Here is a 25,565-nt window from a genome sequence, read left to right on the forward strand (position 1 = left end):
CCGACTGGCCGGACGCACGCATCTGGGACGAGCTCGACGCCCGGCTCGCCCTCGACGCCGACCCCGGGTTCAAACTGGAGCGTGGCCCGGTGACCACCGGACCCGCCTGGACCGGCTCTTCTCGTACCCGTCCGAACCGGCGCCTTCGGGCGACGACGGGAGTCCGACGACAGGGCCTTGGCCGGGTGTCCGGGCGGAGGCCAGACTGGGGGCATGTGCCGCAGCATCAAGACGCTTCGTCCGCCCGCGCTCCCCGAGAAGGCCACGGAGGAGGAGATCCGCGCCGCCGCTCTGCAGTACGTGCGGAAGGTCTCCGGGTTCCGCGCCCCGGCGGCGCACAACCAAGAGGTGTTCGACCGGGCCGTGGACGCGGTGGCGGCGGCCACCCAGGAGCTGCTCGACTCGCTCGAGGTGCGCAGGGGCGGGGTGCGCACGCCCCGCTGACCCGACCGACCGCGCCCGCCGCCCGCCGCTGAAGGCCCGGCGTCACGCCCCCGTCGTCCCCCGCGGCTGCCGTCGTACCAGGTACACCGCCGCCACACCCGCCCCGACCAGCGCGAGCAAGGACACCGCCGTCGCCAGCCAGGTGGCGCCCAGCCACTGGCCGCCGAAGTAGCCGAGGCCCACGCTGTACGCCGCCCAGGTCACGCCCGCGAGCAGCGACCAGGGCAGGAACTCACGGATGCGACGGTGTGCGGCGCCCGCGCCGAAGGAGACGACGGAGCGGCCCGCGGGTGCGAAGCGCGCGATCACGACGAGGATGCCGCCGCCGCGGGCGAGCGCGGTGCCGAGACGTTCCTGCGCCATACGGAGGCGGCGGGAGCGGGCGAGCGCGCGGTCCAGACGGTCGCCGCCGCGTCGGGCCAGGCGGTACGCGAACAGGTCGCCGAGGACCGAGGCGGTCGCGGCGCACAGGCCGAGCACCAGGATGTCGGGGACCTGCTGCGTCATCGGACCCCCGGCGGCTCCGGAACCGGCCGCCGCCGCGGTCGCCGCGGTGATCACCAGGAGGCCGCTGGGCAGCACCGGCAGGAAGACGTCGAAGAGGATCGAGAGCGCCACGACGGCGTAGATCCACGGACTTCCGGTCAGCGATCCCAGGGAGTCGAGCGATCCCAGAGAGTCGAGCGATCCCGGAGAACCCATGGGCTCGAGCGGACCCAGCGATGCCCCCGCCATTTCGAACACCGTGTCTCCCGGTCATTCCTGCACAACGCCGCGACGTCGCAGGGGAGCGGCTGGGGCGGCTTCAGACAGCTGTACAGCGTACGCCCGGGGTTCGGGCCAACCGCGGCCGGGGCACGCCTCGCATCGATGCCGGTTCACCCGGCTGCCCGCTCCGCGCGGCAGGCGACGCCGTGGTCCCGTACGAACGAGAGCGGGACAGGCTATGCAGGAACGGGACAGGCCACGAACAGAGGCGTGAGCCGGTAGGAGTGATGAGGTCCGGCTCGGACGAGGAGTGTGTGTCGTGATGGTCACAGGGATGTTCGCCGGGGCGCTCGCCACGGCGATGCTGGCCGGGAGCGGTAGCCCGGGACCCGCGGAGTCCTACGGGGTGCGGGTGGCGGGGGAGTTCGCGCCGCCGTCGGCCATGGTGGAGTCACCGGCCAAGACGTACGAGATGGGCCTGGTGCCCGCGGGGTCGAAGATCAGGGTGATGCAGTACACCGACCGGCGCGGCACGACGGTGAAGCTGGACGTGTCGGGCATGAAACCGGGCTACGCGTACGGCGTGCACGTGCACCAGAAGCCGTGCGGCACCAAGCCCGAGGACGCGGGCTCCCATTATCAGAACCGCGTGGACCCGAACCAGCCCTCGGAGGATCCGGCGTACCTGAATCCGGACAACGAAGTGTGGCTGGATTTCACCGCCGACGGGGGCGGCAATGGGCACGCCGAAGCGCACCACGAGTGGGGTTTCAGGGCCGGAGAGGCGGCCTCGGTCATCCTGCACCGCGAACAGGGCGGTGCAGGAGACCGGTTGGCCTGCTTCACCGTGCCGTTTGCTCCGCGGCTGTGAGGTCGCGGGCGGTGCCGTCGGCGGGGGTGTCGGCGGCACCGGCCGTGCCACGCCGCTCGAAGAGCCGGTCGAGCCCGAAGGCGCCGGAACCGGTGAAGACCAGCAGGAAGAAGGCCCAGCAGAAGAGCGCGGCGGCCTCGCCGCCGTTCTCGACCGGCCACAGGCCGCCGGGCTGGTGCATCTTGAAGTACGCGTAGGCCATCGAACCCGAGGCGATGAACGCGACGAAGCGGGTGCCGAGGCCGAGGATCAGCAGCCCGCCGCCGACCAGCTCGATCACGCCCGCGTACCAGTGGGGCCAGGTGCCGAGCGGAGGCGTGGCGCCGTTGCCGTCGACGCCGCCGAGGGCGCCGAGCAGCTTCTGGGCGCCGTGGCAGGCGAAGAGCAGGCCCGCGACGATCCGGAACAGGCCGATGACGTAGGGCTGGGCGGTGTTGAGTCGTCCAGTCATGTGTGGGGGCTCCTTGAGGGGTCGGTTTGAGGACGGAAACCGATCGGAGTCCACAGGTTAGGCGGGCCTAATCGATACTTGCAAGTTCAACATTTAGCTGTGTGGTGCATTCTGGTTGCTCCGCTTCCGCTTCGCCGCCCTCCCGGGAGCCGGTTCCGGAGCCCGTCCGGGCGCCCGTCCCGGCGATGGTCCGCAGCGCCGCACGGGCCACCGCGTCGGCGTCCGAGAGCGTCACCGAGTCGACGCCCGGCCTGGCCCCGGCGGCGGTCACCCAGTGCACTCCTTCTGTAGGAACGCCGAACGCGAACCGTCGCATATGGGGCTGGTTCTGGCGGTCGATGAGGTGGTACGGGCGCGGCGTGACGTCCAGGCCGCCGGTCTCGTACCCGTCGACGACATGCGGGCGGCACTCGCCGGTCTTGAGCAGCCGGGCGAGCAGTTCGTCCCCGGTACGCCGCAGGTCCGGTTCCGGAAGCCGCGCCTCGATGAGGGCTCCGGCCCGCACCATCGAGCCCGGCACAAGCGGTGACTCGGCCACGAACGCACCGTCCTCCGCGCGCACCCGCATCCGCGGGCCCACCACCTCAAGGACACCCGCCTCCAGGAGCGCGGCCATCTCCTCGATACGGCGGCGGGGCGGGCCGATCGACAGAAACGCGTTGAGCGGGGTGTACCAGCGGTCCAGGTGCTCGCGGCGCGAGGCGCCGCGGATGCCGCCGTGGTCGACGATCAGACGGACCTCGTTGCGTACGTCGCGCAGCACGTCCAGGGCCGCCTTGACCGGACCCTCGACATTGCCGAGTGCGGCCTGCGCGGCGTCCTCGCGCAGATAGTCGGCCAGCCAGCGGCGGAAGTCGGCGGTGCCTTCGAAGCCAGTGGTGCGGTACGGGCGGGAGATGCGGTCCCAGGACCAGCGGTCGGCGGGTGCGATCCCGAACTCGTCCAGGACCAGGGCCTCTTCGGGGGTCCGGTGCGGGGCGGCGAGGAAGCGGTCGCGGAAGGTGTCGCGGAATCGGTTCTCCGGCGGCCGGGGCGTTCCGTCCGCGTGATGCGGCCGGGGCGTTGTCGTACGGCGGGCGAGCAGGGCCTCGTAATAGACCGTCTCGACCTCCTTGGCGACCAACGGCCATATCTCGTCCAGGAAGTCCGGCGGATCGCCCTCGTCCGCCCGCTTCCGGAACCGCTCGATCACCTCGCCGGTGAGCAGCAGCGGCTCGTGCCGCCCGTACGGGCCCTTCGCGTTGTCGCCCCTGGCCTGGTACGGAATGCCGCGCCGCGAGCCCGCGAAGAGCCGCGGCTCCCGCCCCGAGGGCAGATAACGCAGGCCACCCGCCCCGTCGCCGTCCCGCCCGTCCCGCTCGGCGGGCACGAAGCGGCCGCCCCGGCCCGAGGTCAGCAGGGCCATGTGGTCGAAGAAGTTGAGGCCGAGCCCGCGCAGCAGCACCGGGGCGCCGGGGGCGAGCACGGAGAGGTCCAGGTCGGCCGGGTTGGCGGGAGGGAAGTAGCGCAGGCCGTGCCGCTCCGCGTGCGCGGCGAGCCGCCGCTGCTCCGGGCCGCCGACGGCGGGCAGATGGCCCTGGGCGAGGACCACGGCACAGAGCCCGGTCAACTCGCGGCCGTCGGCGAGGAGGAGGGTCTGGAGGGCGCCCGTCGGGTCCGGGGGCGTGGTGTCGGGTGCGGCCGACGCGCTCTCGTCGGTCAGGCGTATCGCCCGGGTGCGGTGGGTCTCGATGCGTACGCGGGCGGGCGCGCGGCGCACCACGTCCGCGAAGACCCACTCCAGGTAGCGGCCGTACAGGGCCCGGGTCGGGTACTCGTCCGGGCCTATCTGGTCTGCGCCGTCTGCGTCGCTGTGCTCGGCGGCCCACTCGTACAGGCTCGGGCCCGGGCGGATCGGCCCGGCACAGTCGACGCTCGGGTCCGTGAACAGGGTGACCTGCGACGCCACCGTGTTCATCAGGAGCTCCCCGGACTGCTCGGGGCGCCACACCCGGCCCGCGCCCGGCGGCGCCGGGTCGATCACATGGACGGTGAGCCGGGCGCCGGGCGGGAGCAGCGACTCGGCCGAGGCGCAGAGGCGCTCCAGGACGCTGGTGCCGCGCGGTCCCGCGCCCACCAGCGCGACGGCGAACTCGGCGGCACCCTCGGCGGCGGAGCCCCCCGGGGCAGCGGCGAACTCGGCAGGAGCGGGCGAGGCGTTCGTCGCGGGCACGGATGCGGCTCCTGGGCGGTGTGTGCGGGGAGAGGGGCGATGGGTCGATGCGGCTCTGGAGGCGGACGGTCCGCCTCATCATGCCGTCGGAATTCCCCCAGCCGAAGCCCTGGGCGGCGGATCGGCCGCCGGTGTGGGCTGGATCACGCGCCGCCCGCGGTGCGGCCGTCGGAGACGGTCGATTCCGTCACCGTACGCATCCGGCCGCCGCCGCCCCGCAGCGGCTCGGCCCGGTCCATCCGGAGCCGCGCGGTGCGCCCGCGCAGGGTGAGCGTCATCAGGTGGTTGCCGAACCAGGGGCCGCCCGTCCGGCGCCAGCTGAGCGCGGCGTCCGCCCGGGTCCGGGCATGCCGGGCGAACCGTCGCCCGAGCGCACGCCCGGCCCGGCTCCAGCCGAAGCGGAATCCCCACTTGACCGCCGTGTGAATGGTGTTGTGCATGGGCGAGCAGGTCAGCTGGAGCACCCGGGCGCTCGGACCGGAACCCTCCGGCCAGGTCGGCTCCGCGACATACGCGTGGTGCACGTCCCCGGAGAGCACACACACCGACGCCGGTGCTCCCGGGCCCTCACCCGCCTCCGCGATCAGCTCGGTCAGCGCCGCGAACGACTCCGGGAACGCCGGCCAGTGCTCCAAGTCGCTGCGTCTGCGCAGGTCTTCGGCGAACCGGGCCCAGCGCGGGCCGCGTACGCCGCGGGCGAGCGCGGCGTTCCAGCCTTCGGCGTCGTGCACCAGGTGGGGCAGGAGCCACGGCAGCGACGTACCGATGAGCAGGTGGTCGCAGGAGCCGGGCGCGTCGAGGGCCTGCTCGCGCAGCCAGCCCCACTCCTTGGCGTCGACCATCGCGCGCCGCGACTCGTCGAGCACCCGCCCGGCGCGGGTGTCCACCATGAGCAGCCGGACCCGGCCGAAGTCCCGGCGGTAGCTCCAGCGGCAGCTGCCCGGGTCGTGGTCGGCCGCGGTGGCGAAGGCGCGCAGCGCGTCGGTGCCGTCCGGGACGGCGCACACCTCCTTGTACGTCGGGTCGGCGGCGAGCTCGGCGGGCGCCAGATTGCCCAGGTGCTGATAGACCCAGTACGACATCAGGCCGCTGATCAGCCGCTCCTGCCACCAGCCGGTTTCGCGCATCTCGGCGAGCCAGGCGGCGGAGGTGTTCCAGTCGTCGATGATGTCGTGGTCGTCGAAGATCATGCAGCTGGGCACGGTGGAGAGCAGCCAGCGCACCTCGGGGTCGAGCCAGGACTCGTAGTAGAGGTGGGTGTACTCCTCGTAGTCCGCGACCTGGTCGCCCGGCGGTTCGCGCAGGTCGCGGCGGGTGGCGAGCCAGCGCTTGGTCGCCTTCGAGGTCTGGTCCGCGTACACCTGGTCACCGAGGAGCAGCAGGACGTCCGGCCGCTCGGCCTCCGGCGTGGCGGCGAGTCGTACGGCCAGGGTGTCCAGGGTGTCCGGGCCCATCGGGTCGCGCTCGCCGGTCGGCGAGATGGCCCAGCGGCAGGACCCGAAGGAGATCCGCAGCTCCGCGTCGGGACCGGCCGGGGTGTGGATTGCTGAGGGCGGAAAGGCCGACGAGCCTGCGGCGGGCAGCGGCCAGACGCGGGCGTTGTCGAGCCGTACTTCGTACGTCGTGGTTGTGCCCGGAGTCAGACCGGTTACCGGAATCAGTGCGTAATGGTGGCCGGACACCTGGAAGGTGTGCGCCGTGCCGCCCGCGCCGTCCGCGCACCGCACTTCGGCCGTGCAGGGCCGGTCGGCCTCGATCCAGACGGTCGCGGACGACTCGTCGACGTACCGCAGTAGCGGCCCCAGGCGCAGCCGGGTCATACGATCACTCTCCTCCGTCGCCCCGTACGGTACGGAACGACGGAGGTGAGCGCGTGTGTTCCGGCCGCTCGTTCCTGAAGAACCGGCCGCTACTGGAGTACCGGCCGCTGGAATCGGTCGCTACTCAAGAACGGCCGTGACTGAAGAACGGCCCCTATGGAAGAACCGGAGCCGGAGAGGCTCAGCAGCCGTTCAGCGTCGACTCCAGGGCGTTCTTCTCCGCGGAGTCCACGGTCATGTCGTAGTGGTGCTTCGTCTGCACCCACATCCGCGCGTACACGCAGTGGTACGAGGACGTCGGCGGCATCCATTCCGCCGGATCCTTGTCGCCCTTCGACTGATTGACGTTGTCGGTGACGGCGATCAGCTGCGGGCGGGTCAGGTCGTTCGCGAAGCCTTCGCGCTCGTCGGTGGTCCAGCCGCTCGCGCCGGACGTCCAGGCCTCGGAGAGCGGCACGATGTGGTCGATGTCGACGTCGGACGCCTGGGTCCAGGTCTCGCCGTCGTACTCGGAGTACCAGCTGCCGGAGACGGCCGCGCAGCTGTTGTCCTGCTCCACGTCCTTGCCGTCGCGCTTGAGCACGACCTCGCGGGTGTTGCAGTTGCCCTCCTGGCTGCTCCAGTGCGGGAACTTGTCCCGGCTGTAGCCGTCCGAGGAGCCCTCGGCCTGCTCGGTGAGCTCGGCGAGGTAGGCGCGGGCGGTGGCCGCGTCGACCGGGGTCGGCGGGGCGGCCTGCGCGGGCGAGCCGGACAGAAGGGCGGCGGTCGCTATGAGTCCGGCCACACCGGCGAGGGCGCCGAGGTGGCGGGTGGTGCGGCGGCTGCCTCGGTGAGTGGTACGTCGATGAGCCCTACGCGCGTAGACACCTGACATGCGAACTCCCTTGATGTGGGGGGATGTTGGCCGCTTGGGCCAAGCCATGCTGGCGCCCCGGGGTTTCCGTGGGGTGAGCGCCAGGTGACAGGGTCCCGTCAGTGGCGCGTGCACATCAAGAGTTCTGTCGGTGCGTCATAACCACGTGCACGTAGGGGAGTTGGGCGCATGTAGCGCATGTCACCAGCAACAGGGGCAAAGGGTGTCGGTGGTGGGGGTGAGCGCGGTCACGTACGACCTCCGGGATGGTCACGTACGATGGACGGCGCAGAAGGGGAGTAGCTCTTCGCCGGACCGTCGACATACTGCTCAGCCCGCGACTCTCGCGAGCCGAGCCGGCGCCCGGAGCGGATCAGGCGCGGCCAACCGTGCCGGACCCGCCAGCGAGACCTTCGGCAACGCAGTGCACAGGTGTGTGCGGTCGCAGCCGCACACGCGCCGAGTGCTGTCGTGCCGAGGTGTCGCAGCTCAAGCAACTCTCGGCCGGGCAGCCCGACCGATTGAGGAACCTTGATCACCTTCAGCGTCATGGCGCTCGTCTTCGGCGTCGTCTTCCTCGCCGAACTCCCGGACAAGACCGCGCTCGCCGGTCTCGTCCTGGGCACCCGCTATCGCGCCTCGTACGTCTTCGCCGGGGTCGCCGCCGCCTTCGCGGTGCACGTCGCGCTCGCCGTCGCCGCGGGCAGCGTGCTCACGCTGCTGCCGGCCCGCCTCCTCCAGGCCCTGACCGGTGTGCTCTTCCTGGGCGGGGCGCTGCTGCTCCTGATGAAGAAGGACGAGGACGAGGAGCGGGTCAGGCAGCCTGAGAACCAGAGCTTCTGGAAGGTCTCGGGCGCGGGCTTCATGCTCATCCTGGTCGCCGAGTTCGGCGATCTCACGCAGATCATGACGGCCAACCTCGCCGCCCGGTACGACGACCCGCTCTCGGTCGGCCTCGGCGCGGTGCTCGCGCTCTGGGCGGTGGCCGGACTCGGCATCCTCGGCGGCCGCACCCTGATGAAGAGGGTGCCCCTGAAGCTGATCACCAAGGTCGCGGCCATGGTGATGCTGGCGCTCGCGGGATTCAGTCTGTACGAGGCCGTGGCGCCGTGACCTGCGTAATCGTGCGCCCCTCCGGGGGAGGGCGGTCCGGAATCGGGCAGGGCGGTGGCGTACTGCCCGAAAGGTTTTGTATCGTGGAAGAACAAAGTGGTCCTCGCCCGCTCCCCCTGACCGGCGGGCGGGACCGCTTGTTTCTTCTCCGGCCCCGTTCAGGAGCACGCCGATGACGGCCACGCCCGCTTCGCCCGCCCAGACCGCCGCTGTCCTGACCACCCGCGCGCTGCTGCTCGACATGGACGGCACGCTCGTCAACTCCGACGCCGTGGTGGAGCGCTGCTGGCGCCGCTGGTCCGCGAAGCACGGCCTCGACTTCGAGTACGTCATCTCCGTGGTGCACGGCCGACAGGGCTACGCCTCCATGGCGGTGCTGCTGCCCGAGCGGCCCATGGAGGAGAACTACGCGGAGAACCGCGAGATGCTCGCCCAGGAGACCGCCGACGTCGAGGGCGTCGTTCCGATCGTCGGCGCCCCCACCTTCCTGCGGGCCATCGCCGACCTGCCGCACGCCCTGGTCACCTCGGCGGACGCGGCCCTCGCCCGGGCCCGGATGGGCGCGGCGGGCCTGCCGATGCCGCGGATCCGGGTCACCGCGGAGAGCGTCGGCGCCAGCAAGCCGGCCCCGGAGGGCTTCCTGAAGGGCGCCGCCGAACTGGGCGTCGACCCGGCCGACTGCATCGTCCTCGAGGACTCCGAGGCGGGCGTCGCGGCGGGGCGCGCGGCCGGGATGCGGGTCCTTGGTGTCGGTCCGCGGGCTGCGGCTCTCGAACCGACTGCGCATGTAGCGGATTTGGAGTCGGTACGGGTGGAGGCGGGGGAGGACGGGACGTTTCGTCTCGTTATCGCTCCGGCTGGCGTCTGACGCTTTTGCCGTCCGGTTTGCCGTCCGGCTCTATAGGGCCGGTCGGAGTCCGACGCTTCTGCAGTTCTGCCGTTTCTACGGCTCTTCTCTACGGTTCTTCCGTTTCCGCCTCAAGAGATTTGCGGGTGGCCGGGCCGTAGACGCCGGGCTCGTCGCCCTCGATCTGGGCCGCGTACTGATACCGCAGGACCGCGTCCCTGACCATCACGTCGTAGCGACCGTGCGCCGGACCCGCGTACAAGTAGAGCTGTTCGAGGCGCAGTTGCAGCTCCACGACCTCGGGGCCGGTATCGCCCTCGCGCAGCACCGGGGGCGCCGAGCGCTCCGGGGTGGGCGTGGACACAGAGCCGGTGGCCACGGCGGTGGGCGGCGTCGACGGGGCGCGGGTCGTGGGCGGCGGAGGCGGGGCCACGGAACGTGTCGGGGCAGGGCTCGGGCTGCGGCGGGACACGGTCGGCCGTGGCGCGGTCTTCCGTATGGCGTCGGGTGGCGTGCTCGGGCCGAGGGTCAGTGGAGCGCCGGTCTTACGGTCGGAGAGCGCACGCTGGTCGCCGGGTTCCTGGATGAGGGCGAGCAGCACCGCGGCCGCGATGGCCACGGCGGCCACGGTGCCTGCGGTGGCGAGGAGGACCTTGCGGGAGGGGCGGCGGGGCTCGCGGCCGGGGTTGGGCGCGGGTTCGGGCTCGGGTTCGGGTTCGGAGACGGGCTCGGGCTCGGATTCGGAGACGGGCTCGCGGTGCGGTACGTCCTCTTGTACGTCCTCCTGCCTGTCTCGTACCTCCTCCTGCGTATCTCGTACGTCCTTCTGTACGTCCTCCGCCTCGGGTGGCGATGCCTCGGGCCCTGATACGTCAGGCAGCGACACGTAAGGACGTATACGCAGCGGATCGAAATCCTCCGCCGCGGCCGCGTCGGCCGACCGTGCCGCGAGGGCCGCGTCGGCGACCCGGCGGCCGCAGCCGCAGGCGGGCGCCGCGGCCGGGCCTCTGGGCGTACCGCATTCGGGGCAGCTCCGCGCGCTCACTCTGGGGTCCCCCTCCATCGCGCTTCCGGCGCATTATGCAGCCGCCGCACCCGTCGGCCCAGGGGCCCCGCACGTCCCTGGAGGCCCGCACGACGGTAATGCGCCACTCGTCAGGGTGGGGGCGGGCCCCGAGGTGGGGGCGGGCCCCGCTGCGCGTGCCCGCCAGCTCGACAGGCCGTCCCGGACCTCACCCCGCACGATGGGAGGGAGGAGTCTGCTGGGACGGGGCGGACGGAGGGCACGCGGATGGCTCAGGACATAGGCGAGCGCGCGGCACCCGGTGGTGCACCCGGCGAAGAGCATCCGCAGCGGGCGGTGCTCGTCTCCATCGGAGCCCTGCTGCTCGGCATGCTGATCGCCGCGCTTGACCAGACCATCGTGGCGACCGCGCTGCCGACCATCGTCAGCGAGCTCGGCGGCATGAGCCATCTGTCCTGGGTCGTGACCGCGTACCTGCTCGCCGCGACCGCGGCCACGCCCCTGTGGGGCAAGCTCGGTGACCAGTACGGCCGGAAGAAACTCTTCCAGGCCGCGATCGTCATCTTCCTGATCGGCTCGGCGCTCTGCGGCATCGCGCAGAACATGCCCCAGCTGATCGCCTTCCGGGCGGTGCAGGGCCTGGGCGGCGGCGGCCTGATGGTGCTCTCCATGGCGATCGTCGGGGACATCGTGCCGCCCCGGGAGCGCGGCAAGTACCAAGGGTTGTTCGGCGCGGTCTTCGGCACCACGAGCGTGCTCGGACCGCTGCTCGGCGGGGTGTTCACGGAGCACCTCTCCTGGCGCTGGGTGTTCTACATCAACCTGCCGATCGGCCTCGTCGCCCTCGCCGTCATCGCCGCCGTCCTGCACATCCCGGCCCGTCGGCAGCGGCACATCATCGACTACCTCGGCACCTTCCTGATCGCCTCGGTCGCCACCTGTCTGATCCTGGTCGCCTCGCTCGGCGGCAAGACCTGGGCGTGGGGTTCGGCGCAGGTCGTCGGCGTCTCGGTGCTCGGCGCCGTCCTGCTCGTCGCCTTCGTGGCGGTGGAGCGCAAGGCGGCCGAACCGGTCCTTCCGATGAAGCTGTTCGCGATCCGTACGTTCTCGCTCTCCGCGGCCATCAGCTTCGTCATCGGCTTCGCGATGTTCGGCGGAATGACCTACCTGCCGACGTTCCTGCAGGTCGTACGCGGCGTCTCGCCGACCATGTCCGGCGTGCACATGCTGCCCATGGTGCTTGGCCTCTTCCTCGCCTCCACCGCCTCCGGGCAGATCGTCTCGCGGACCGGGCGCTGGAAGGTCTTCCCGGTCCTCGGCACCGCCGTGACCACCGTGGGGCTGCTCCTGCTGCACCAACTCAAGGAGGGCACCGGCGACTTCGAGCTGAGCGCGTACTTCTTCGTGTTCGGCCTCGGGCTCGGCCTGGTCATGCAGGTGCTCGTGCTGATCGTGCAGAACGCCGTGTCGTACCAGGACCTGGGCGTGGCCACGTCGGGCGCCACGTTCTTCCGCTCCATCGGCGCGTCCTTCGGCGTCGCCGTCTTCGGCACCATCTTCACCAGCCGCCTCGACGACAAGCTGGTCGACGCGTTCGCCGGGCAGGCGCCGCCCGGCGCGGCCGCCGCGGTCGAGGCCGACCCGCGGGCCATCGCCGAGCTGCCGCCGGAGCTGCGGCCGGTGGCGCTGCACGCGTACTCCACGTCGATCACGGACGTCTTCCTGTACGCGGCGCCGGTCGTCGTGCTCGCCTTCCTGCTGACCTGGTTCCTCAAGGAGGACAAGCTGCGCGGCTCGGTCACCGCGCCGGAGCTGAGCGAGACGGTGGCGAGCAACCCGGTGGAGCGGTCCTCGCGCGAGGAGGTGCTGCGCGCCCTGTCGGTGCTCAGCTCCCGCGAGGGCCGCCGCGACCTCTACGAGAAGATCACCGAGCAGGCCGGGTACGACCTGCTGCCCGCCGCCAGCTGGCTGGTGCTGCGGATCCGGCGGCACGGCACCGTCCAGCCCGGGATTCTCGCCGAGTCCGTGGATATTCCGCTGCCGGTGGTGCAGGCGGCGGAGATCCAGGTCGAGGCGCGCGGCCTGGCCCGACGCGAGGGCCTGAGCCTGATGCTCACCGACCGGGGCGTGGAGGTGGCGGCCGATCTTGCCCGGGCGCGCGAGGAGTCCCTGGCCGAGCTGCTCGGCGACTGGTGGGACCCGAACCGCCCCACCGACCTCAACGAACTCGTCGCGACCCTCTGCGCGGAACTCTCCGGCTCCGACGAGGAACGGCCGCACGAGGGTGGCTCGGGGCGCTGGCACCGGCCCGACGTCGGCGTATGATCCGAGACCTGAGCCGTCCCCGCCTCCGGTCTCTTACGGCAGCTTCTTCCCCGTACCAGATCTCGCTGTACGGCCCGGTGTCGCTCCGTAGGCGAGGATCTCCGCGAACCCGTGCCGGACATACAGGGACCGTGCCTCGATCAGGTCAAGGCGGGTGTCGAGGACGATCCGCTCGGCGCCGAACCCGCGCGCGGCCTCCTCGGCGGCCGCCATCAGGACGCCCGCGCCGCCCTTGCCGCCCAGCTCCGCACGGAGGAACGCCCGGGCCAGCTCGGCCGTGTCCGCGTCGAGTCGCCGCACCCCGGAGGTACCGGCCGCGACCCCGCCGTACCGCGCGACGAGCAGCACCCCGGAGGGCGGCAGGAGCAGGTCGCCGGTCTCCTCGGCGATGCCGCGTACCCACGCTCGTACCAGCGGTCACTGACCTCGGTGTAGTACGCGCGCCAGAGCTGCTCATGCTTTGGGTGCCGGCCACCTTCGGTCCGCGAGGGCTCATCGGCCCCGACGTGAACCGGCGAGGAGAGCCCGGTTCCACGTGATCAACTGACCGACCATCCGCTCAGCACGGTAGGCGCCAGACTTTCCAAAGAAGGGCAAAACGGTAACAACCGGCACTGCCGCGATGCTGATCATCAAGAGCGGGACGATCCCGAGCGCGACCACTGCGATCCGATGCACTCCACCTGCCTCAACGATCGCCGATGTCCAGTTTTCCACTCTCTCTTAGCCTCCCTCGTAGCAGACTTGCCTGCATGTCCAGTGGTCAAGTTCTACGGCTGCAGGACGAGTTGCGGCAGATTGCAACTGTTGCCAAGTGAGATGCATTGAAGGTCGTCAAGGAAAGAGGGCTGCGTGTCTGAACTCTCCAGGTCAGCAGGCCGACTCACTGAGCTTGAGGTCAGTTGCCTTCCAGAGGTTGCAGCGCTTGCAACTGAGTTGACAACGCTGTTCAACGGTCTCGGCATCCCTCAGCAGCAATACGCGGCACGTATCACAATGGACAAGAGCACCATCTCGCGGTTCCTGAACGGGAGACGAGTCGCTACACAGGACTTCATCGATCGGCTGTTGCGCGAGCTGGAACGACACCGCCAAGCTCCTATGACCCCTGAGACGCGGTCGCAGCTGCGGTCTCTCAGGCTGGCAGCCCTTAAGAAGACAGACCCTGCATCGTTCCAACTGGAGCATCTGCGCGATGAACTTGACAGGTCGCACAGGGTCATCAAACAGCTGAAGCGACAGCAAGAGGCTCTGGAGCTATTGCTGGACGAAAGAGAGGCAGAGGCAGATGAAGCGCGCCGTGAGATGCATCAACTACGCATCGACTGGGTCTCTGATCGAAAGCAAAGCGAACTCGCGACGACTGAGCTGACTACAAAGAACGAGCATCTCCAAAATGGGCAGGAGCGTCTTCGAAGGGAAATAGAGGAACTCAGGGAGCAGTTGGTGGAGGTCACCCAACTCAAGCACGGAGCCGAAGAGAAGTGTGCTCGTCTGGAAGAGAGACTCCTCGAAGTCGAGCGGGAACTTGCGGCACACCTGGAGGAGTTGGGTGAACAGTCATTCGCCTTGACGCCGGAAGAGGCTGCACAGGAGATAAAGCGAAGCTATAGCGACCAGCGTTACCATGACGCGGCCCGCACGCTCTCATTGGCAGCTGCCCACTACTCTGCCCCGGATATCGTCAAACTATGGTCTTTGACCGTCGGAATGAAGAGGCGTCTCGACGCGGAAACGCTCATTCGTGACGCCATCCGCTTCAGATCAGCGGAATTCTCTGCGAATATCGTGGAAATGATGTTGAGTCAGGAATCCCTGTCGTCGTTCTACGATGCGAGGCAATCACTGGGAATCAACCTGGCCTCCTCGAAGTCTTCCGCCGATCTAGACTATTTGTACGAACGGTGGAAGGGGGGTGGGCCGCGGTACGGCGTGCTCCGAGTCGCCGTGGTGTCCTGGAGTGAAACGGCGCACGTTCAGCTCGTAGCCCGGCTGCTCCGTAAGTTGAAAGTCGAGCGTGACACCATCATTCTGGTTCGAATGCTGCACGTGATCGGACTGCGCCCCGTGGAGGACGTAGTGGCTGTGGCGGACTTCCTGATGGTCGAAGGAATGGAGAGCGAGTGTCGAACGCTGATCGAAAGATGGTATGCCGCCATTCCTGAAGTCGAACGATCGGCGATGAGGAAGCGTTGGGGGCGTATTGCGACCGGGGTGCAAAACGGGTCCAAGCTGACTGCGATCTTCGCCGAGGGCCGTAAGCATTAGGCGGCGTAATCGCCGGGAATAGCTGTAACCGCGTGCCCCTGTCGTTAACGAGCGTGCGGAGTCAAACACCACATGCGTGGTCTCGGAGATCACCTCAGCATTGGCGAACGAATCGCGTTCTGCCGGAAGCATCGCGGATACAGGCAAGAGGTACTGGCCGGAAAAGCCGGCCGTAGTACTGGCTGGCCAAGGCCGAAACCGGCAGGCGGAACCGCCGGAGCGTATCGACTCGCCGTTGGCAGCGCGGCCGGCGGAGCCGGGCGGGGCAGAGATGCAGCACGACGGCCCCGGAACCACCAGGCACCGGGGACCGCCGTGTCCCCCTAGCGGGGCCATCCTTCGCTTTCCAGGGCTGATGGGGTGTCCCGGTCTCGGTATGGGGTTGTTGTGCGGGTGCGGCCCACTCACGGGAGAGAGCCCAGACGTCCGCCGGGGCCGCACCCTTGGCCGGTCGGGTCAGGACCGGCCGATCTCCGGACCCCGATCACACTCCCGATCGCGTGGGAGCTTGCAGGGGACGAAGGCCCGGAGACCTCTACGACGAGCTATCGGCATGCCCGCCGTCGAGGTCAAAGCGGCAGAACACCGTTTTGCCGCCCGCTTCCTGGGGTGCCCACCAGAGCGCATCGGCGAGCTGCTGAACGAGCAGCAGGCCACGGCCGTGATCCGGCAACACCGCTTCCGCGAGGCCGCCGACCAGCTCCGGCGAGAACACCTCACCGGCCGGGAGAGTCGGCGGAATGGAGTCCTCGTCGGCCACGCCCAGGAATAGCCACTTCGGCCACTTCCGCAGCGTCACGTCGATCCGGCGCGGCACCCCGGGGCGGGCCAGGCAGTCATCGGGCACCGCGTGGTGCACGGCGTTCCCGACCAGCTCCGACACCGCCAACCGCACGTCCTCGACGAGGTGCGGAAGTTCCCAGTCGAGCAGGGCCGACCGCGCCAAGTCCCGAGCGGCGCGCGTAGCGTCCGGCGCTTCCGCGAACACGGTCAGCGCCCGGAACTGCTGTACCGCCCCGGCGGACTCAGGCGAGTGCGGGACGAGCACCACCGAAGTCTTGCTTAAGTGCTTGCTCCGTCGCGTCTTCACCGTTTTCCCTCCCGACTCCCGGCGGGTTTCGCGCCCCGCCGTCTGGTGATGACCAGTCAACGGCGCGGAGGGCGCAGCCGGGTGGCGAAGGTCTCGAACAAGGGTCTCGCGAAGCGCATGCGGGACGCAGCCCCGCAACACGGCACGAGCCTCGGTACGACGCACGTATCAGTGCAGCGATGGCGGGATGGCGCGGGCATCCAGTCCCAGACGGCCGCGATCATGGCCGACGTACTCAGTGCCAAGTTGGGTCGCCGCATAACCCCGGGCGACCTTGGCTTCTTCGACAACTCAAGCTCAAGCAAGCCAGAACCGGTCAGCTACCCGGGCACCGTCCCCGACGTGTTGTCGATGCTGGACGGTCTGGCCCAGGAGCGCGCCGAGAATCCATCGCCCGGTGAACTGATCGTCCCTGACGCCGACTTGAGCTCCACCATCCTGTCCTGGATGATCGCCCGCCCGGACGGCGTCCAGGCCGACAGGTCCGAACACCAACGCGTCGGCATGCGCGACGTACGCGCCATCAGGGACGCCGCTGGCACCTTCATGCAGCTCGACTTCAAATACGGTGGCGGCCACGGCCACCGGGCCCTGCGCCACTACTTCCGCCACGAAGTCCTGCCACTTGTGAACGCCAGCTACAGCGAGAAGGTAGGCACCGCCCTGTTCAGCGCGGCAGCCGAGGTCTCTCAGTTGCTCGCATGGACGGCCTACGACACCGGCAACCACCGCCTGGCCAACCGCTACCTCACATCCACACTGCGCCTCTCGCAGGTGATCGACGACCGCATGTTCGGCGCCCGCATCCTCGGCAATCTGAGCCATCAGGCCAACTACTTAGGCAACCACACCCAGGCAATCCAGCTCGCCCGCGCGGCGGTCGAGGGCGCCAAGGGCCGAGCCACGCCCCGGGCCATGGCGAACTACTCGGCAATGGAGGCCCGTGCCCTGTCCAACGCGAGCGACCTGGTCGGCGCGGGTCGGGCGATGAACGACGCAGAGCGCCACTTCGAACGAGCCGACACGGCCGACGACCCCGAATGGCTCGACTACTTCGACTCTGCGGAACTCATGGGCGAGATGTGCCACTGCTTCCGCGACCTTAAAATGCGCCGCGAATCCGTCGAGCACGCCCAGCGCGCAGTGGACGACACCGACCCCAAGTACGCCCGCACCCTGGGTTTTTGCCGCATGGTCCTCGCACAGAGCCAGCTACTCAACGGCGAGTTGGAAGCCGCAGTAAGCACAGCGGGCTTGGCAGTCGACGCTGGCGACACCCTCCAGTCCGCCCGCTTCCAGCGGTACGTCACCGACTTCCAAGCCGAGGTCAACGCGTACTCGGAGAATCCAGCCGTGACTGCCTTCAACGAGAGGGTGCACGACGCCTTGGCTCGGCTGGAAGACGACGAGTAGCTGCCCCACCAGGACCCGACTCCTATGTGTGCCCTACGGCGCGAATCACCGCGACGCTGCGTAGGCGGTCGTCGGTGCCTGTTCTCGATGTGAACTGTCAGACCCTCCAACTACCTTTATCCCACACGGACGGAACAGCCCCAGAAGCGATCTGGGGTTGAGCAGAAAGGTCAGCGTGAGAGATCCGCGAACTGCAATCGCCGTCCTCAACATCGAGCTCAAGGTTAACCTCCTTGGCTCATACTGGATCGGCTACCGGAAGGGATATCTGCTCTCCCAGGAAGGCCCCGCCGAACTCGACGGCTACGACGAGACGGTGAACGAGCTAGAACACCTGGAAGATCTCCTGGTGCTGCTTCAGTCCCAACCAACTCCCGGTAAACGCAGGGAGCTCAAGAACCGCGAGAAGCGAGTCCAGCGGACGCAAGCCGACATTAAGGCACTCTACGAGCAATTGAAGGACTTCAACCCGGAAACATACGTCTACAACAAGTCCGTCATGGCCAGTGACGCCTGGGCCGATAGCCGCCGGTTTCCCAACACCTTTCCGATGACTTCTGATGCGGCTTATGCCGCAGGCCTAGTAAACGGTTGGATCAGGGCTGAGTACGAGCAGACACCTGAGATCCTCGGCCGCTTGACCAAGCAGCAGAAGGCAACAGCAGCCGGCCAGACCCGAGACCTCCAAGAACAGGGCCGGATCCCCCGCCCCCGGCCCACCCGAGGCGGCAGCGTTCCGAAGGAACGACGTACTTCTGTGTACGTCATGGCGTGCGAAGGCGTAGACCCCATCAAGATCGGCGTAGCGCTGTCCCCGCGCCAGCGAGCCCTGGCTCTGCAGACCGGAAGCCCGGGGAAGATCACTGTCGTCTGGCAGCGTGAGGGCACTCGGGCGCTGGAGAACGCTGTGCATCGCGAGCTTGACGAATACCGCATCCGCGGCGAATGGTTCGACCTCACCTCGCTTGGTGACCCCGCGAACGTGGTTGCGGAGACCGTAGAGAGACTAGAAGCGGAGATTCGCAAGGCCGGACAGCCATCCCGGTACTTCTACGAAGACGACGAACACCAGTCGTAGGCTCGCGAGTTACGCCCCGGACCACCGAGCGGAGTAGCCCCCGCCAGAGCGCAGCGGGGGCTAGTTCAGCACTACGTGGTGCCGTCTACCATGGCTGCCAATCGCGCGGCGCACGGTGGTCCCTCAGTGCCGCGATGCGACGACCGTACTCCGCAGCCACGTCAGCACTCTCCTGAACGTTCTGCATGAGCCACGTCGTCATGCTGAACTCCTGCAAGCCTCGCAGCGTCTCGTAACCCGGCCAGGCGTACAGGTCCCGGCCGTACGCGGCCACGAAGTCCGCGTACTGCTCGCCGGTCTGCCACCCCAAGCTGTGATGCTCCACAGAGGTGACCATGAGATCCCACTCCGGACGATCGAAGCAGAACCCCTCGAAGTCGATCAGGATCACGCGCCCGCGCTCGTCCACCATGAGGTTCTGAACGTGAGCGTCGCCGTGCACGGGCCCCTTGGGGGTCTCGAAAACCAACTCCGCGTACTTGTCCCGGAGTTCCCGCTCCCGCTTCCGCAAGAACACCTTGTCGTCCTCTGGGATCGTGGCCCGCTCAAGCCGCAGCTCCGCCTTGTCGAAGGGCTCGTACGCCGGGAGGTCGAGCCCGTCCGGCACTGCCAGTGCGTGCAGATCCCGCAGCATGCCGCCGAGTTCCCCGTACGTCGCCTTTCGGTCCCCCTCGACGATCAGATGCCAGAAGGTCACTGGATGCCCGTCGATCAAGAGCGGCTGCTCCAGGTCCTCAACGACCCGGGACGCCGGAAACCCCTCAGCGACCAGCCAGCGCGAGACGGCGACCTCTTTGCGAGCCCGGGGAAACCACGCCTCCCCACGCCCCACACGCACGATCACGGATACCGAGGCCAGCCGGAACAGAGCGTTCTCCCCGAAGCGGATCAGCTCCGCCCCTCCATCATCGAGCCCAGCCACCCGGCACGCGGCGGCCAGCGCCCGCCAAGCGCCCGCCGACGTGAACCCCTCGCCCGATCCCCGAGCAGCGTCAACCGACATGCCCGTACCAGCTCCCCTAGTCGCGCGCGATCAACCGGCGCACGCCCACGGGTGACCAACCCGACGCACGCCGGACACGGCTCCGACCGTATCGGGAGCAGCCCCGCGAAACGAGGGGGAGCTGTGCCCGGACGACCCTCACAGGGATCTTCCGGACACGGCGCTCTCGCGGGAATTTCGAGGCTCAGACCCACTCCACCTCCGCCGAGGCGTCAGGCGGCACCCTTGGGCGCTGCCTGCTGCACGACCTCGAAGGACCACACAGTGGACCCGCTAGCGGCAGGCTTCGGCCGGTCGTCACCGCCCTGGTGCGCTGACTTCATGGGGCCTTCCATCCATGCCTGGAACGACTCCTCGTCGCGCCACCGCGTGTACACCAGGTAATCGTCAGTGCCCTCGATCGGGCGGAGAAGTTCGAACCACTCGAAGCCGTCCGAGCTCTCGACGGCGCCCGCGCGGGAGGAGAAGCGCTTCTCAAGGGTTTCCCGCTGCTCAGCGGGAACGGTCAGCACGTTGATCTTCACGATGCTCATGCGGCCCATCCTCTCGTACGGGCCCCTCTGGGACGCGTAAGCGCAGGCCGCCTGGGGGCGGGAACGCCGGAGACACCCAGGGCCCTAGGCGCCGGCTCCCTCGCTGTCGCCGTCGGCCCGGCGCTCCCGCCAGTCGTGGACGATCTCCTCCGGGTCGAGCGGGGTGAGGCCGAGCGGGGGGCCCGGTGGGGGATTGCGGAGGGCGGTGCGGATCTTGGCGTTGAGGTCCGTCACGATGCGGCGGACCGCGCTCTCCGAGGGGGCCGCGGCGGCCGCGGCGCGGGCGTGCTCCGCCTCCTTGCGCAGGGCGAGCGTCGGGGGCAGTAGCGAGACGCCCTCGCGCGCCATCTTGCGCTTGATCCACCAGAGTTCGTCGTACGGCTGGTCCTTGTCCGGCAGTGGCTCGCCCGCGCCCGGCAAGGACGCGAACGCGCCGCGTTCCTCCGCCTCGCGGATCTGCTTGTCGACCCAGGACTCGAAGCTGACACCTGCGGGCTTGCGCTCGGTCATACCTCCAGTCTCGCAAACCGGTCCGCGCGTCGCAGGAGCCTGTGGACAACTCCGGTGCGTACGAGGGGTGCGCACCCCGTCACGTACGGGACCGGGACGCGCGCTCTAAAATGCGCCCGCGCGCCCCCACCGCGCCCCAACTACGCGATGTGAAGGAGCGCATGTGCTCGAGTTGACCATGGCCGCGGTGGCCGAGACGGATTCCGGAGCGACGGCGGGCATGCTGATGGCCGACGCGGAGAGCGAGCCGGGCGCGGTGCTGCGCGTCGGCCGGGACCGAGCCGCGTGCCGTCTCTCGCCGCCCGAGGACTGGCTGTTCGTGTCCCGGGTCCACCTGGAGTTCCGCTGCGAGCCGGACGGTACGTCGTGGCGCGTCACCTGGCTGCGCGGCTCGCAGCCGGACCCGTCGTCGGAGGTGCGCCTGGTGACCGACGGGGGCACACACGCGCTGACGTACGGCGGCAGTGAGCCGCTGCCGAAGGGCGGTTCCGGCGAAGTCGTCATCCAGGACCGGACGGGCCCACGCAGGGTCAACGTGGGCTTCGATCACGACGTTTAGCGGACGCCGGCCCGCAAGTCGGGCTTCGCCGCGTTCACCGCCGTCGTCTTCCTCCCGCGCTCCGCCTTCGCTGCCGAGCGGCGTTGTCAGTGGCGGGTCGCATACTGGCTTCGTCCGCTGGAGTTGTCGGAACGGGGGGACGGTCATGGCGTACGAGAACGAGTACGAGTACGAGGATGAGTACGGGTGCGGGACGGGCGCGGTCGTGGGGCAGGAGCTGCCCGGGGCCGAGGTGCGCGGGCTCGCGGAGCGATGGCTTCCGCAACTGGGCGCGGGGGACGAGGACTTCGTCTGCTCGCCCGCGGGGCTCTGGCTCGCGCTCGCGGCCGTCGCCGCGGGCGCGCGCGGCGGAACGGCGCAGGAGCTGCGCGGGCTGCTCGGGGTTGCCGGTCCGGACGCGGCGCGGGCGGTGACCGCGGGCGCGCGGGCGCTCGCCGGGACGGACACGCTGGCCGTGGCGACCGGTGTGTGGAGCCGGGTGCCGGTCTACCGGGAGTACCGCGAGGCGTTGCCCGATATCGGGTTCGGGCCGATGGACCCGGACGGGATCGACGCGTGGGTGGCGGAGGCGTTCAAGTCGTCGGGTGGCCTGATCGAGCGGCTGCCCGTCCGCGTGGACCCGGACACCCTGCTCGTCCTGGTGAACGCCCTTGCCCTGAAGGCGCGTTGGGAGGACCCGTTCCAGGGCTCGGCCACCTCCGACAAGCCGTTCACGGATGCGGCGGGACGGGAGCACCGGGTGCCGACGATGCACGGCCCGGTGCCGCCCGCGCGTGCCTGGGCGGTGGGGGACGCGCGCGTGGTGGAGCTGGTCTGTGCCGGAGGTACCGGTGGGCGGCCCCCGGCCCGGGTGCGGTTCGTGCTCGGCGCGCCGGGTGCGGCCCCGGCCGAGGTCCTGGCGGCGGCCTGGGCGGCGCAAGCGGACCGGCGGGGGCTCGACGCCGACCAAGTGACGGTCGCCCTGCCGAGGCTGACCCTCAGGACGCGGCTGCGGGTGGACGGCGCGCTGCGGGAGCTCGGGGTGCGGCAGGCGTTCCGGGACGACGCGGACTTCTCCGGGCTCTCACCGGAGCCGCTGGCGATCTCGCAGGTGGTGCAGGAAGCCGTCGTGAAGGTCGCCGAGCGGGGCGTCGAGGCGGCGGGCGTCACCGCGATCATGGCCCGCCTGGGCAGTGCGTACCGGCCCCCGCGCCGCGTCGAGCACATCGCGTACGACCGCCCGTTCGGCGTGGCCGTCCTCGACGGTACGGGGGAGATACCGCTGTTCACGGCGTGGCAGGCGGGGGCGCCGAACGCGTAGCCCGCGCTTCCGTATCACGCTGAGTTCCGTCGGCTCGGTTGCCGTCTTCTGGGGGCTGCGCCCCCAGACCCCGCTATATCGCGCTGAAAGCGCTCGTCCTCAAACGCCGGACGGGCTTGATGTGCGCGCAGCCTGAGCCTCCGCCTCCGACGAGACCGACGGCGGCGACCCCGGCAGGGGCCGGCGGGCGGATTCCGTCATGAACCAGACCGCGACGCCGCCCACGACGGCCGCCGCCATCATGTAGTAGGCGGGCATCATCACGTTCCCCGTGGCCCCGATCAGCGCCGTGACGACCAGCGGCGTCGTACCGCCGAAGATCGACACGGAGACGTTGAAGCCGATCGACAGGGAGCCGTAGCGCACCCGGGTGGGGAAGAGCGCGGGCAGCGCGGACGGCATCGTCGCGGTGAAGCAGACGAGCAACAGCCCGAGCGCGGCCATGCCGAGTCCGATCGCGAGCAGCGAGCCCTGCCGGATCAGGAGCAGCGCGGGCACGGAGAGGAGCAGAAAACCGGCGCAGCCGGCGGCGATCACCGGGCGGCGGCCGACCCGGTCGGTGAGCAGGCCCGCGAACGGCTGCGCGACCATCATCAGCGCCATCACGCAGAGCACCACGAGCAGGCCGTGCGTGGCGTCGTAGTTCAGCTCCTTGGTGAGATAGCTGGGCATGTACGAAAGGAGCATGTAGTCGGTGACGTTGAAGACCAGGACGAGGCCGACGCAGAGCAGCAGCGCGCGCCACTGGCCGACGACCATCTCACGCAGCCGGACCTTGGGGCGGGACTCCTCCGCCTTGTCCAGCTCGGCGGCGAACGCCGGGGTCTCCTCCAGACGCATCCGCAGATACAGGCCGATGAGCCCCATCGGCCCGGCGATCAGGAACGGGATGCGCCAGCCCCAGGACAGCAGGTCATGGTGCGGGAGCAGCGCCGTCATCAGTGTGACGAGCCCGGCGCCGCCGATGTACCCGGCAAGGGTGCCGAACTCCAGCCAGCTCCCGAGGAAGCCGCGGCGCTTGTCGGGGGCGTACTCGGCGATGAAGGTCGAGGCGCCCGCGTACTCACCGCCGGTGGAGAAGCCCTGCACCAGGCGGGCCACGAGCAGCAGCACGGGCGCCCAGATACCGATCGCGTCGTGGGACGGGATCAGGCCGATCGCGAAGGTGCCCGCGGCCATCATGATCATGGTGAGGGCGAGCACCTTCTGGCGGCCGATACGGTCGCCGAGCGGCCCGAAGACCATGCCGCCCAGCGGGCGGACGAGGAAGGCGGCGGCGAAGGCGCCGAAGGTGGAGAGGAGCTGGGCGGTGGCGTTGCCGGAGGGGAAGAAGACCTGGCCCAGGGTGACGGCGATATAGCTGTAGACGCCGAAGTCGAACCACTCCATGGCGTTGCCGAGCGCGGCGGCCTTCACGGCGCGCTTGACCAACGCGGGGTCGGTGACGGTGACCTCGGCGTTCGGCGCGGGGGTCGGCACATGCGGACTAAGAGTGGCGGACGGCATGTTTCCCGAAGATACGGGCGCATACGGCTATTACGGACGGTGCGCGGCCCGTTGCACAGACCCGGAAAACGGCCCTCTACCTGGGACGTTGCGAGTGCCGCGGGCGGTTCCAAGCACCCGCCCCTGTGATCTTTCTCGCGCGCCGATGCTGGGTCACGCCGCCCGGTCACGCCGCCCGGTCACGCCACCGGGTCGCGTCACCGGGTCGCGTCACCGGGTCACGCCGCCGGGTCGCGCAGCCGGGTCGCGCAGCCGCTGCTCCCTCGAGTACCTCTGACGGTCAGAGGCGCTGAATGATCGTCCCGGTCGACAGGGCTCCGCCCGCGCACATCGTGATGAGGGCGAATTCCTTGTCGCGACGCTCCAGTTCGTGCAGGGCCGTGGTGATGAGGCGGGCGCCGGTGGCGCCGACGGGGTGGCCGAGGGCGATGCCGCCGCCGTTGACGTTGACCTTCTCCAGGTCCTGCTCGAAGACCTGGGCCCAGCTCAGGACCACCGACGCGAACGCCTCGTTGATCTCGACCAGGTCGATGTCCTTGAGGGACATGCCCGCCTTGCCGAGCACCGCACGGGTCGCGTCGATCGGTCCGTCCAGGTGGAAGTGCGGGTCGGCGCCGACCAGGGCCTGGGCCACGATCCGGGCCCTGGGCTTGAGCTTCAGGGCGCGCGCCATCCGCTTCGAGGCCCACAGCAGCGCGGCCGAACCGTCCGATATCTGCGAGGAGTTACCGGCCGTGTGGATGGCCGTCGGCATGACCGGCTTGAGCCCGGCAAGGGCCTCCATGTTGGTGTCCCGGAGCCCTTCGTCCCGGTCGACGAGGCGCCACATGCCCTGGCCCGCGGCCTGTTCCTCCTCCGTCGTCGGCACCTGGACGGCGAAGGTCTCGCGTTTGAACCGCTCCTCCGCCCAAGCGGCGGCGGCCCGCTCCTGCGAGATGAGCCCGAGCGAGTCGACGTTCTCGCGGGTCAGCCCGCGGTGCCGGGCGATGCGTTCGGCCGCCTCGAACTGGTTGGGCAGGTCGACGTTCCACTCGTCCGGCATCGGCTTGCCGGGCCCGTGCTTGGAGCCGGAGCCGAGCGGCACCCGGGACATCGCCTCGACGCCGCAGGAGATGCCGACGTCGATGACGCCCGCCGCGATCATGTTGGCGACCATGTGGGACGCCTGCTGCGAGGAGCCGCACTGGCAGTCCACGGTGGTCGCCGCGGTCTCGTACGGCAGGCCCATGGTGAGCCAGGCGGTGCGCGCCGGGTTCATGGACTGCTCGCCCGCGTGCGTGACCGTACCGCCGACGATCTGCTCGACGCAGTCGGGTTGGATGCTGGTGCGGGCGAGCAGTTCGCGGTAGGTCTCGCCCAGCAGATAGGCCGGGTGGAGATTGGCGAGCGAGCCGCCCCGCTTGCCGATCGGGGTGCGTACGGCTTCGACGATGACGGGTTCCGCGGCCATGAGCTGGTCCTCTCCCTCGTACCTACCGAACGCACCCACCGAACGCCCACAGAAGTAGTACGCGTTCTAGTTCTGAGAGCAGTGTTATGAGTGCGGCCCGTTCCCCGCAAGGGTCTTGCACGGAGCGCCTGCGCAACAGATGGCGCCGCGGCCCTTGCCAGTTGTAGAACCCGTTACTACCTTGCGG

Annotated in this window: 23 protein-coding genes; 10 read left to right on the forward strand and 13 right to left on the reverse strand. The window is 69.6% G+C overall.

Annotated features, from left to right (window positions below; translation table 11 throughout):
• Positions 1–213 precede the first annotated feature (213 nt).
• Positions 214–444, forward strand: coding sequence for a DUF2277 domain-containing protein (locus ACWD10_RS36365; RefSeq protein WP_451097984.1), 231 nt, complete (start codon positions 214–216; stop codon positions 442–444).
• 42 nt (positions 445–486) lie between these two features.
• Here ACWD10_RS36365 and ACWD10_RS36370 read toward each other — a convergent pair whose 3' ends face one another.
• Positions 487–1,146 carry a DedA family protein gene (locus ACWD10_RS36370; RefSeq protein ID WP_451097985.1) on the reverse strand — a complete coding sequence of 220 codons (660 nt, stop codon included), beginning with the start codon at positions 1,144–1,146 and terminating at the stop codon, positions 487–489.
• Between the two features lie 328 nt (positions 1,147–1,474).
• Here ACWD10_RS36370 and ACWD10_RS36375 point away from each other — a divergent pair, with 328 nt between their 5' ends.
• Complete coding sequence (locus tag ACWD10_RS36375) at positions 1,475–2,023, forward strand: superoxide dismutase family protein (protein ID WP_451098010.1); 549 nt, start codon at positions 1,475–1,477, stop codon at positions 2,021–2,023.
• Here ACWD10_RS36375 and ACWD10_RS36380 read toward each other — a convergent pair.
• The 4 genes from ACWD10_RS36380 to ACWD10_RS36395 form a co-directional block, all read right to left on the reverse strand.
• Positions 1,995–2,474, reverse strand: coding sequence for a DoxX family protein (locus ACWD10_RS36380; RefSeq protein WP_451097986.1), 480 nt, complete (start codon positions 2,472–2,474; stop codon positions 1,995–1,997). The genes ACWD10_RS36375 and ACWD10_RS36380 overlap by 29 nt on opposite strands.
• Before the next feature lie 67 nt (positions 2,475–2,541).
• Complete coding sequence (locus tag ACWD10_RS36385; RefSeq protein WP_451098011.1) at positions 2,542–4,590, reverse strand: FAD/NAD(P)-binding protein; 2,049 nt, start codon at positions 4,588–4,590, stop codon at positions 2,542–2,544.
• A gap of 239 nt (positions 4,591–4,829) precedes the next feature.
• Positions 4,830–6,506, reverse strand: a complete 1,677-nt coding sequence (locus tag ACWD10_RS36390) for a DUF7800 domain-containing protein (RefSeq protein ID WP_451097987.1) — start codon at positions 6,504–6,506, stop codon at positions 4,830–4,832.
• 181 nt (positions 6,507–6,687) lie between these two features.
• Positions 6,688–7,380, reverse strand: coding sequence for an HNH endonuclease family protein (locus ACWD10_RS36395; RefSeq protein ID WP_451097988.1), 693 nt, complete (start codon positions 7,378–7,380; stop codon positions 6,688–6,690).
• 528 nt (positions 7,381–7,908) lie between these two features.
• Between ACWD10_RS36395 and ACWD10_RS36400 the strand changes: the two genes are divergently transcribed.
• A complete protein-coding gene (locus ACWD10_RS36400) occupies positions 7,909–8,472 on the forward strand; it encodes a TMEM165/GDT1 family protein (protein ID WP_451098012.1) in 564 nt (187 codons plus the stop codon).
• A gap of 172 nt (positions 8,473–8,644) precedes the next feature.
• Entirely contained in the window at positions 8,645–9,340 is a 696-nt protein-coding gene (locus tag ACWD10_RS36405; RefSeq protein WP_451097989.1) for an HAD-IA family hydrolase, read from the forward strand.
• Positions 9,341–9,428: 88 nt separating this feature from the next.
• Here ACWD10_RS36405 and ACWD10_RS36410 read toward each other — a convergent pair whose 3' ends face one another.
• Complete coding sequence (locus ACWD10_RS36410) at positions 9,429–10,364, reverse strand: peptidoglycan-binding domain-containing protein (protein WP_451097990.1); 936 nt, start codon at positions 10,362–10,364, stop codon at positions 9,429–9,431.
• A gap of 246 nt (positions 10,365–10,610) precedes the next feature.
• Here ACWD10_RS36410 and ACWD10_RS36415 point away from each other — a divergent pair, with 246 nt between their 5' ends.
• The gene (locus ACWD10_RS36415; RefSeq protein WP_451097991.1) at positions 10,611–12,668 is read left to right on the forward strand and encodes a DHA2 family efflux MFS transporter permease subunit; all 2,058 of its coding nucleotides are present in this window, start codon (positions 10,611–10,613) and stop codon (positions 12,666–12,668) included.
• Positions 12,669–12,701: 33 nt separating this feature from the next.
• Here ACWD10_RS36415 and ACWD10_RS36420 read toward each other — a convergent pair whose 3' ends face one another.
• Complete coding sequence (locus tag ACWD10_RS36420) at positions 12,702–13,016, reverse strand: GNAT family N-acetyltransferase (protein WP_451097992.1); 315 nt, start codon at positions 13,014–13,016, stop codon at positions 12,702–12,704.
• Between the two features lie 504 nt (positions 13,017–13,520).
• Here ACWD10_RS36420 and ACWD10_RS36425 point away from each other — a divergent pair.
• Positions 13,521–14,936: a helix-turn-helix domain-containing protein gene (locus tag ACWD10_RS36425; RefSeq protein ID WP_451097993.1), complete on the forward strand. Its 1,416-nt coding sequence runs from the start codon at positions 13,521–13,523 to the stop codon at positions 14,934–14,936.
• A 535-nt stretch (positions 14,937–15,471) separates the two neighbouring features.
• On the opposite strand, the gene ACWD10_RS36430 is transcribed toward ACWD10_RS36425, so the two are convergent.
• Entirely contained in the window at positions 15,472–16,026 is a 555-nt protein-coding gene (locus ACWD10_RS36430) for an ATP-binding protein (RefSeq protein WP_451097994.1), read from the reverse strand.
• A gap of 117 nt (positions 16,027–16,143) precedes the next feature.
• On the opposite strand from ACWD10_RS36430, the gene ACWD10_RS36435 reads away from it, so the two are divergent.
• Complete coding sequence (locus tag ACWD10_RS36435) at positions 16,144–17,439, forward strand: sporulation protein (RefSeq protein WP_451098013.1); 1,296 nt, start codon at positions 16,144–16,146, stop codon at positions 17,437–17,439.
• Positions 17,440–17,596: 157 nt separating this feature from the next.
• Positions 17,597–18,517, forward strand: a complete 921-nt coding sequence (locus ACWD10_RS36440; protein ID WP_451097995.1) for a GIY-YIG nuclease family protein — start codon at positions 17,597–17,599, stop codon at positions 18,515–18,517.
• Positions 18,518–18,602: 85 nt separating this feature from the next.
• Here the strand turns inward: ACWD10_RS36440 and ACWD10_RS36445 are convergent, their stop codons facing one another.
• The 3 genes from ACWD10_RS36445 to ACWD10_RS36455 all read right to left on the reverse strand — a co-directional run bounded on the left by ACWD10_RS36445 (position 18,603) and on the right by ACWD10_RS36455 (position 20,563).
• Complete coding sequence (locus ACWD10_RS36445) at positions 18,603–19,520, reverse strand: aminoglycoside phosphotransferase family protein (RefSeq protein WP_451097996.1); 918 nt, start codon at positions 19,518–19,520, stop codon at positions 18,603–18,605.
• A 212-nt stretch (positions 19,521–19,732) separates the two neighbouring features.
• The gene (locus ACWD10_RS36450) at positions 19,733–20,053 is read right to left on the reverse strand and encodes an antibiotic biosynthesis monooxygenase family protein (protein WP_451097997.1); all 321 of its coding nucleotides are present in this window, start codon (positions 20,051–20,053) and stop codon (positions 19,733–19,735) included.
• An 84-nt stretch (positions 20,054–20,137) separates the two neighbouring features.
• Positions 20,138–20,563 carry a DnaJ family domain-containing protein gene (locus tag ACWD10_RS36455; protein WP_451097998.1) on the reverse strand — a complete coding sequence of 142 codons (426 nt, stop codon included), beginning with the start codon at positions 20,561–20,563 and terminating at the stop codon, positions 20,138–20,140.
• A gap of 163 nt (positions 20,564–20,726) precedes the next feature.
• Here ACWD10_RS36455 and ACWD10_RS36460 point away from each other — a divergent pair, with 163 nt between their 5' ends.
• A complete protein-coding gene (locus ACWD10_RS36460; protein ID WP_451097999.1) occupies positions 20,727–21,122 on the forward strand; it encodes a hypothetical protein in 396 nt (131 codons plus the stop codon).
• Positions 21,123–21,267: 145 nt separating this feature from the next.
• Positions 21,268–22,422 carry a serpin family protein gene (locus ACWD10_RS36465; protein WP_451098000.1) on the forward strand — a complete coding sequence of 385 codons (1,155 nt, stop codon included), beginning with the start codon at positions 21,268–21,270 and terminating at the stop codon, positions 22,420–22,422.
• 99 nt (positions 22,423–22,521) lie between these two features.
• On the opposite strand, the gene proP is transcribed toward ACWD10_RS36465, so the two are convergent.
• On the reverse strand, positions 22,522–23,928 hold the full coding sequence (proP, locus tag ACWD10_RS36470; protein ID WP_451098001.1) for a glycine betaine/L-proline transporter ProP: 1,407 nt from the start codon (positions 23,926–23,928) through the stop codon (positions 22,522–22,524).
• A gap of 280 nt (positions 23,929–24,208) precedes the next feature.
• Entirely contained in the window at positions 24,209–25,378 is a 1,170-nt protein-coding gene (locus tag ACWD10_RS36475) for a steroid 3-ketoacyl-CoA thiolase (RefSeq protein ID WP_451098002.1), read from the reverse strand.
• Between the last annotated feature and the right edge of the window lie 187 nt (positions 25,379–25,565).

This window comes from Streptomyces sp. NPDC002851, assembly GCF_053591935.1.

Excerpts from the sequence above, each read along its gene's own strand:
- ACWD10_RS36365 (WP_451097984.1), top strand. The coding sequence starts at position 214 with ATGTGCCGCAGCATCAAGACGCTTCGTCCGCCCGCGCTCCCCGAGAAG.
- ACWD10_RS36370 (WP_451097985.1), bottom strand. The coding sequence starts at position 1,146 with ATGGGTTCTCCGGGATCGCTCGACTCTCTGGGATCGCTCGACTCCCTG.
- ACWD10_RS36375 (WP_451098010.1), top strand. The coding sequence starts at position 1,475 with ATGGTCACAGGGATGTTCGCCGGGGCGCTCGCCACGGCGATGCTGGCC.
- ACWD10_RS36380 (WP_451097986.1), bottom strand. The coding sequence starts at position 2,474 with ATGACTGGACGACTCAACACCGCCCAGCCCTACGTCATCGGCCTGTTC.
- ACWD10_RS36390 (WP_451097987.1), bottom strand. The coding sequence starts at position 6,506 with ATGACCCGGCTGCGCCTGGGGCCGCTACTGCGGTACGTCGACGAGTCG.
- ACWD10_RS36395 (WP_451097988.1), bottom strand. The coding sequence starts at position 7,380 with ATGTCAGGTGTCTACGCGCGTAGGGCTCATCGACGTACCACTCACCGA.
- ACWD10_RS36400 (WP_451098012.1), top strand. The coding sequence starts at position 7,909 with ATGGCGCTCGTCTTCGGCGTCGTCTTCCTCGCCGAACTCCCGGACAAG.
- ACWD10_RS36405 (WP_451097989.1), top strand. The coding sequence starts at position 8,645 with ATGACGGCCACGCCCGCTTCGCCCGCCCAGACCGCCGCTGTCCTGACC.
- ACWD10_RS36415 (WP_451097991.1), top strand. The coding sequence starts at position 10,611 with ATGGCTCAGGACATAGGCGAGCGCGCGGCACCCGGTGGTGCACCCGGC.
- ACWD10_RS36435 (WP_451098013.1), top strand. The coding sequence starts at position 16,144 with ATGCGGGACGCAGCCCCGCAACACGGCACGAGCCTCGGTACGACGCAC.
- ACWD10_RS36445 (WP_451097996.1), bottom strand. The coding sequence starts at position 19,520 with ATGTCGGTTGACGCTGCTCGGGGATCGGGCGAGGGGTTCACGTCGGCG.
- ACWD10_RS36450 (WP_451097997.1), bottom strand. The coding sequence starts at position 20,053 with ATGAGCATCGTGAAGATCAACGTGCTGACCGTTCCCGCTGAGCAGCGG.
- ACWD10_RS36455 (WP_451097998.1), bottom strand. The coding sequence starts at position 20,563 with ATGACCGAGCGCAAGCCCGCAGGTGTCAGCTTCGAGTCCTGGGTCGAC.
- ACWD10_RS36465 (WP_451098000.1), top strand. The coding sequence starts at position 21,268 with ATGGCGTACGAGAACGAGTACGAGTACGAGGATGAGTACGGGTGCGGG.
- proP (WP_451098001.1), bottom strand. The coding sequence starts at position 23,928 with ATGCCGTCCGCCACTCTTAGTCCGCATGTGCCGACCCCCGCGCCGAAC.
- ACWD10_RS36475 (WP_451098002.1), bottom strand. The coding sequence starts at position 25,378 with ATGGCCGCGGAACCCGTCATCGTCGAAGCCGTACGCACCCCGATCGGC.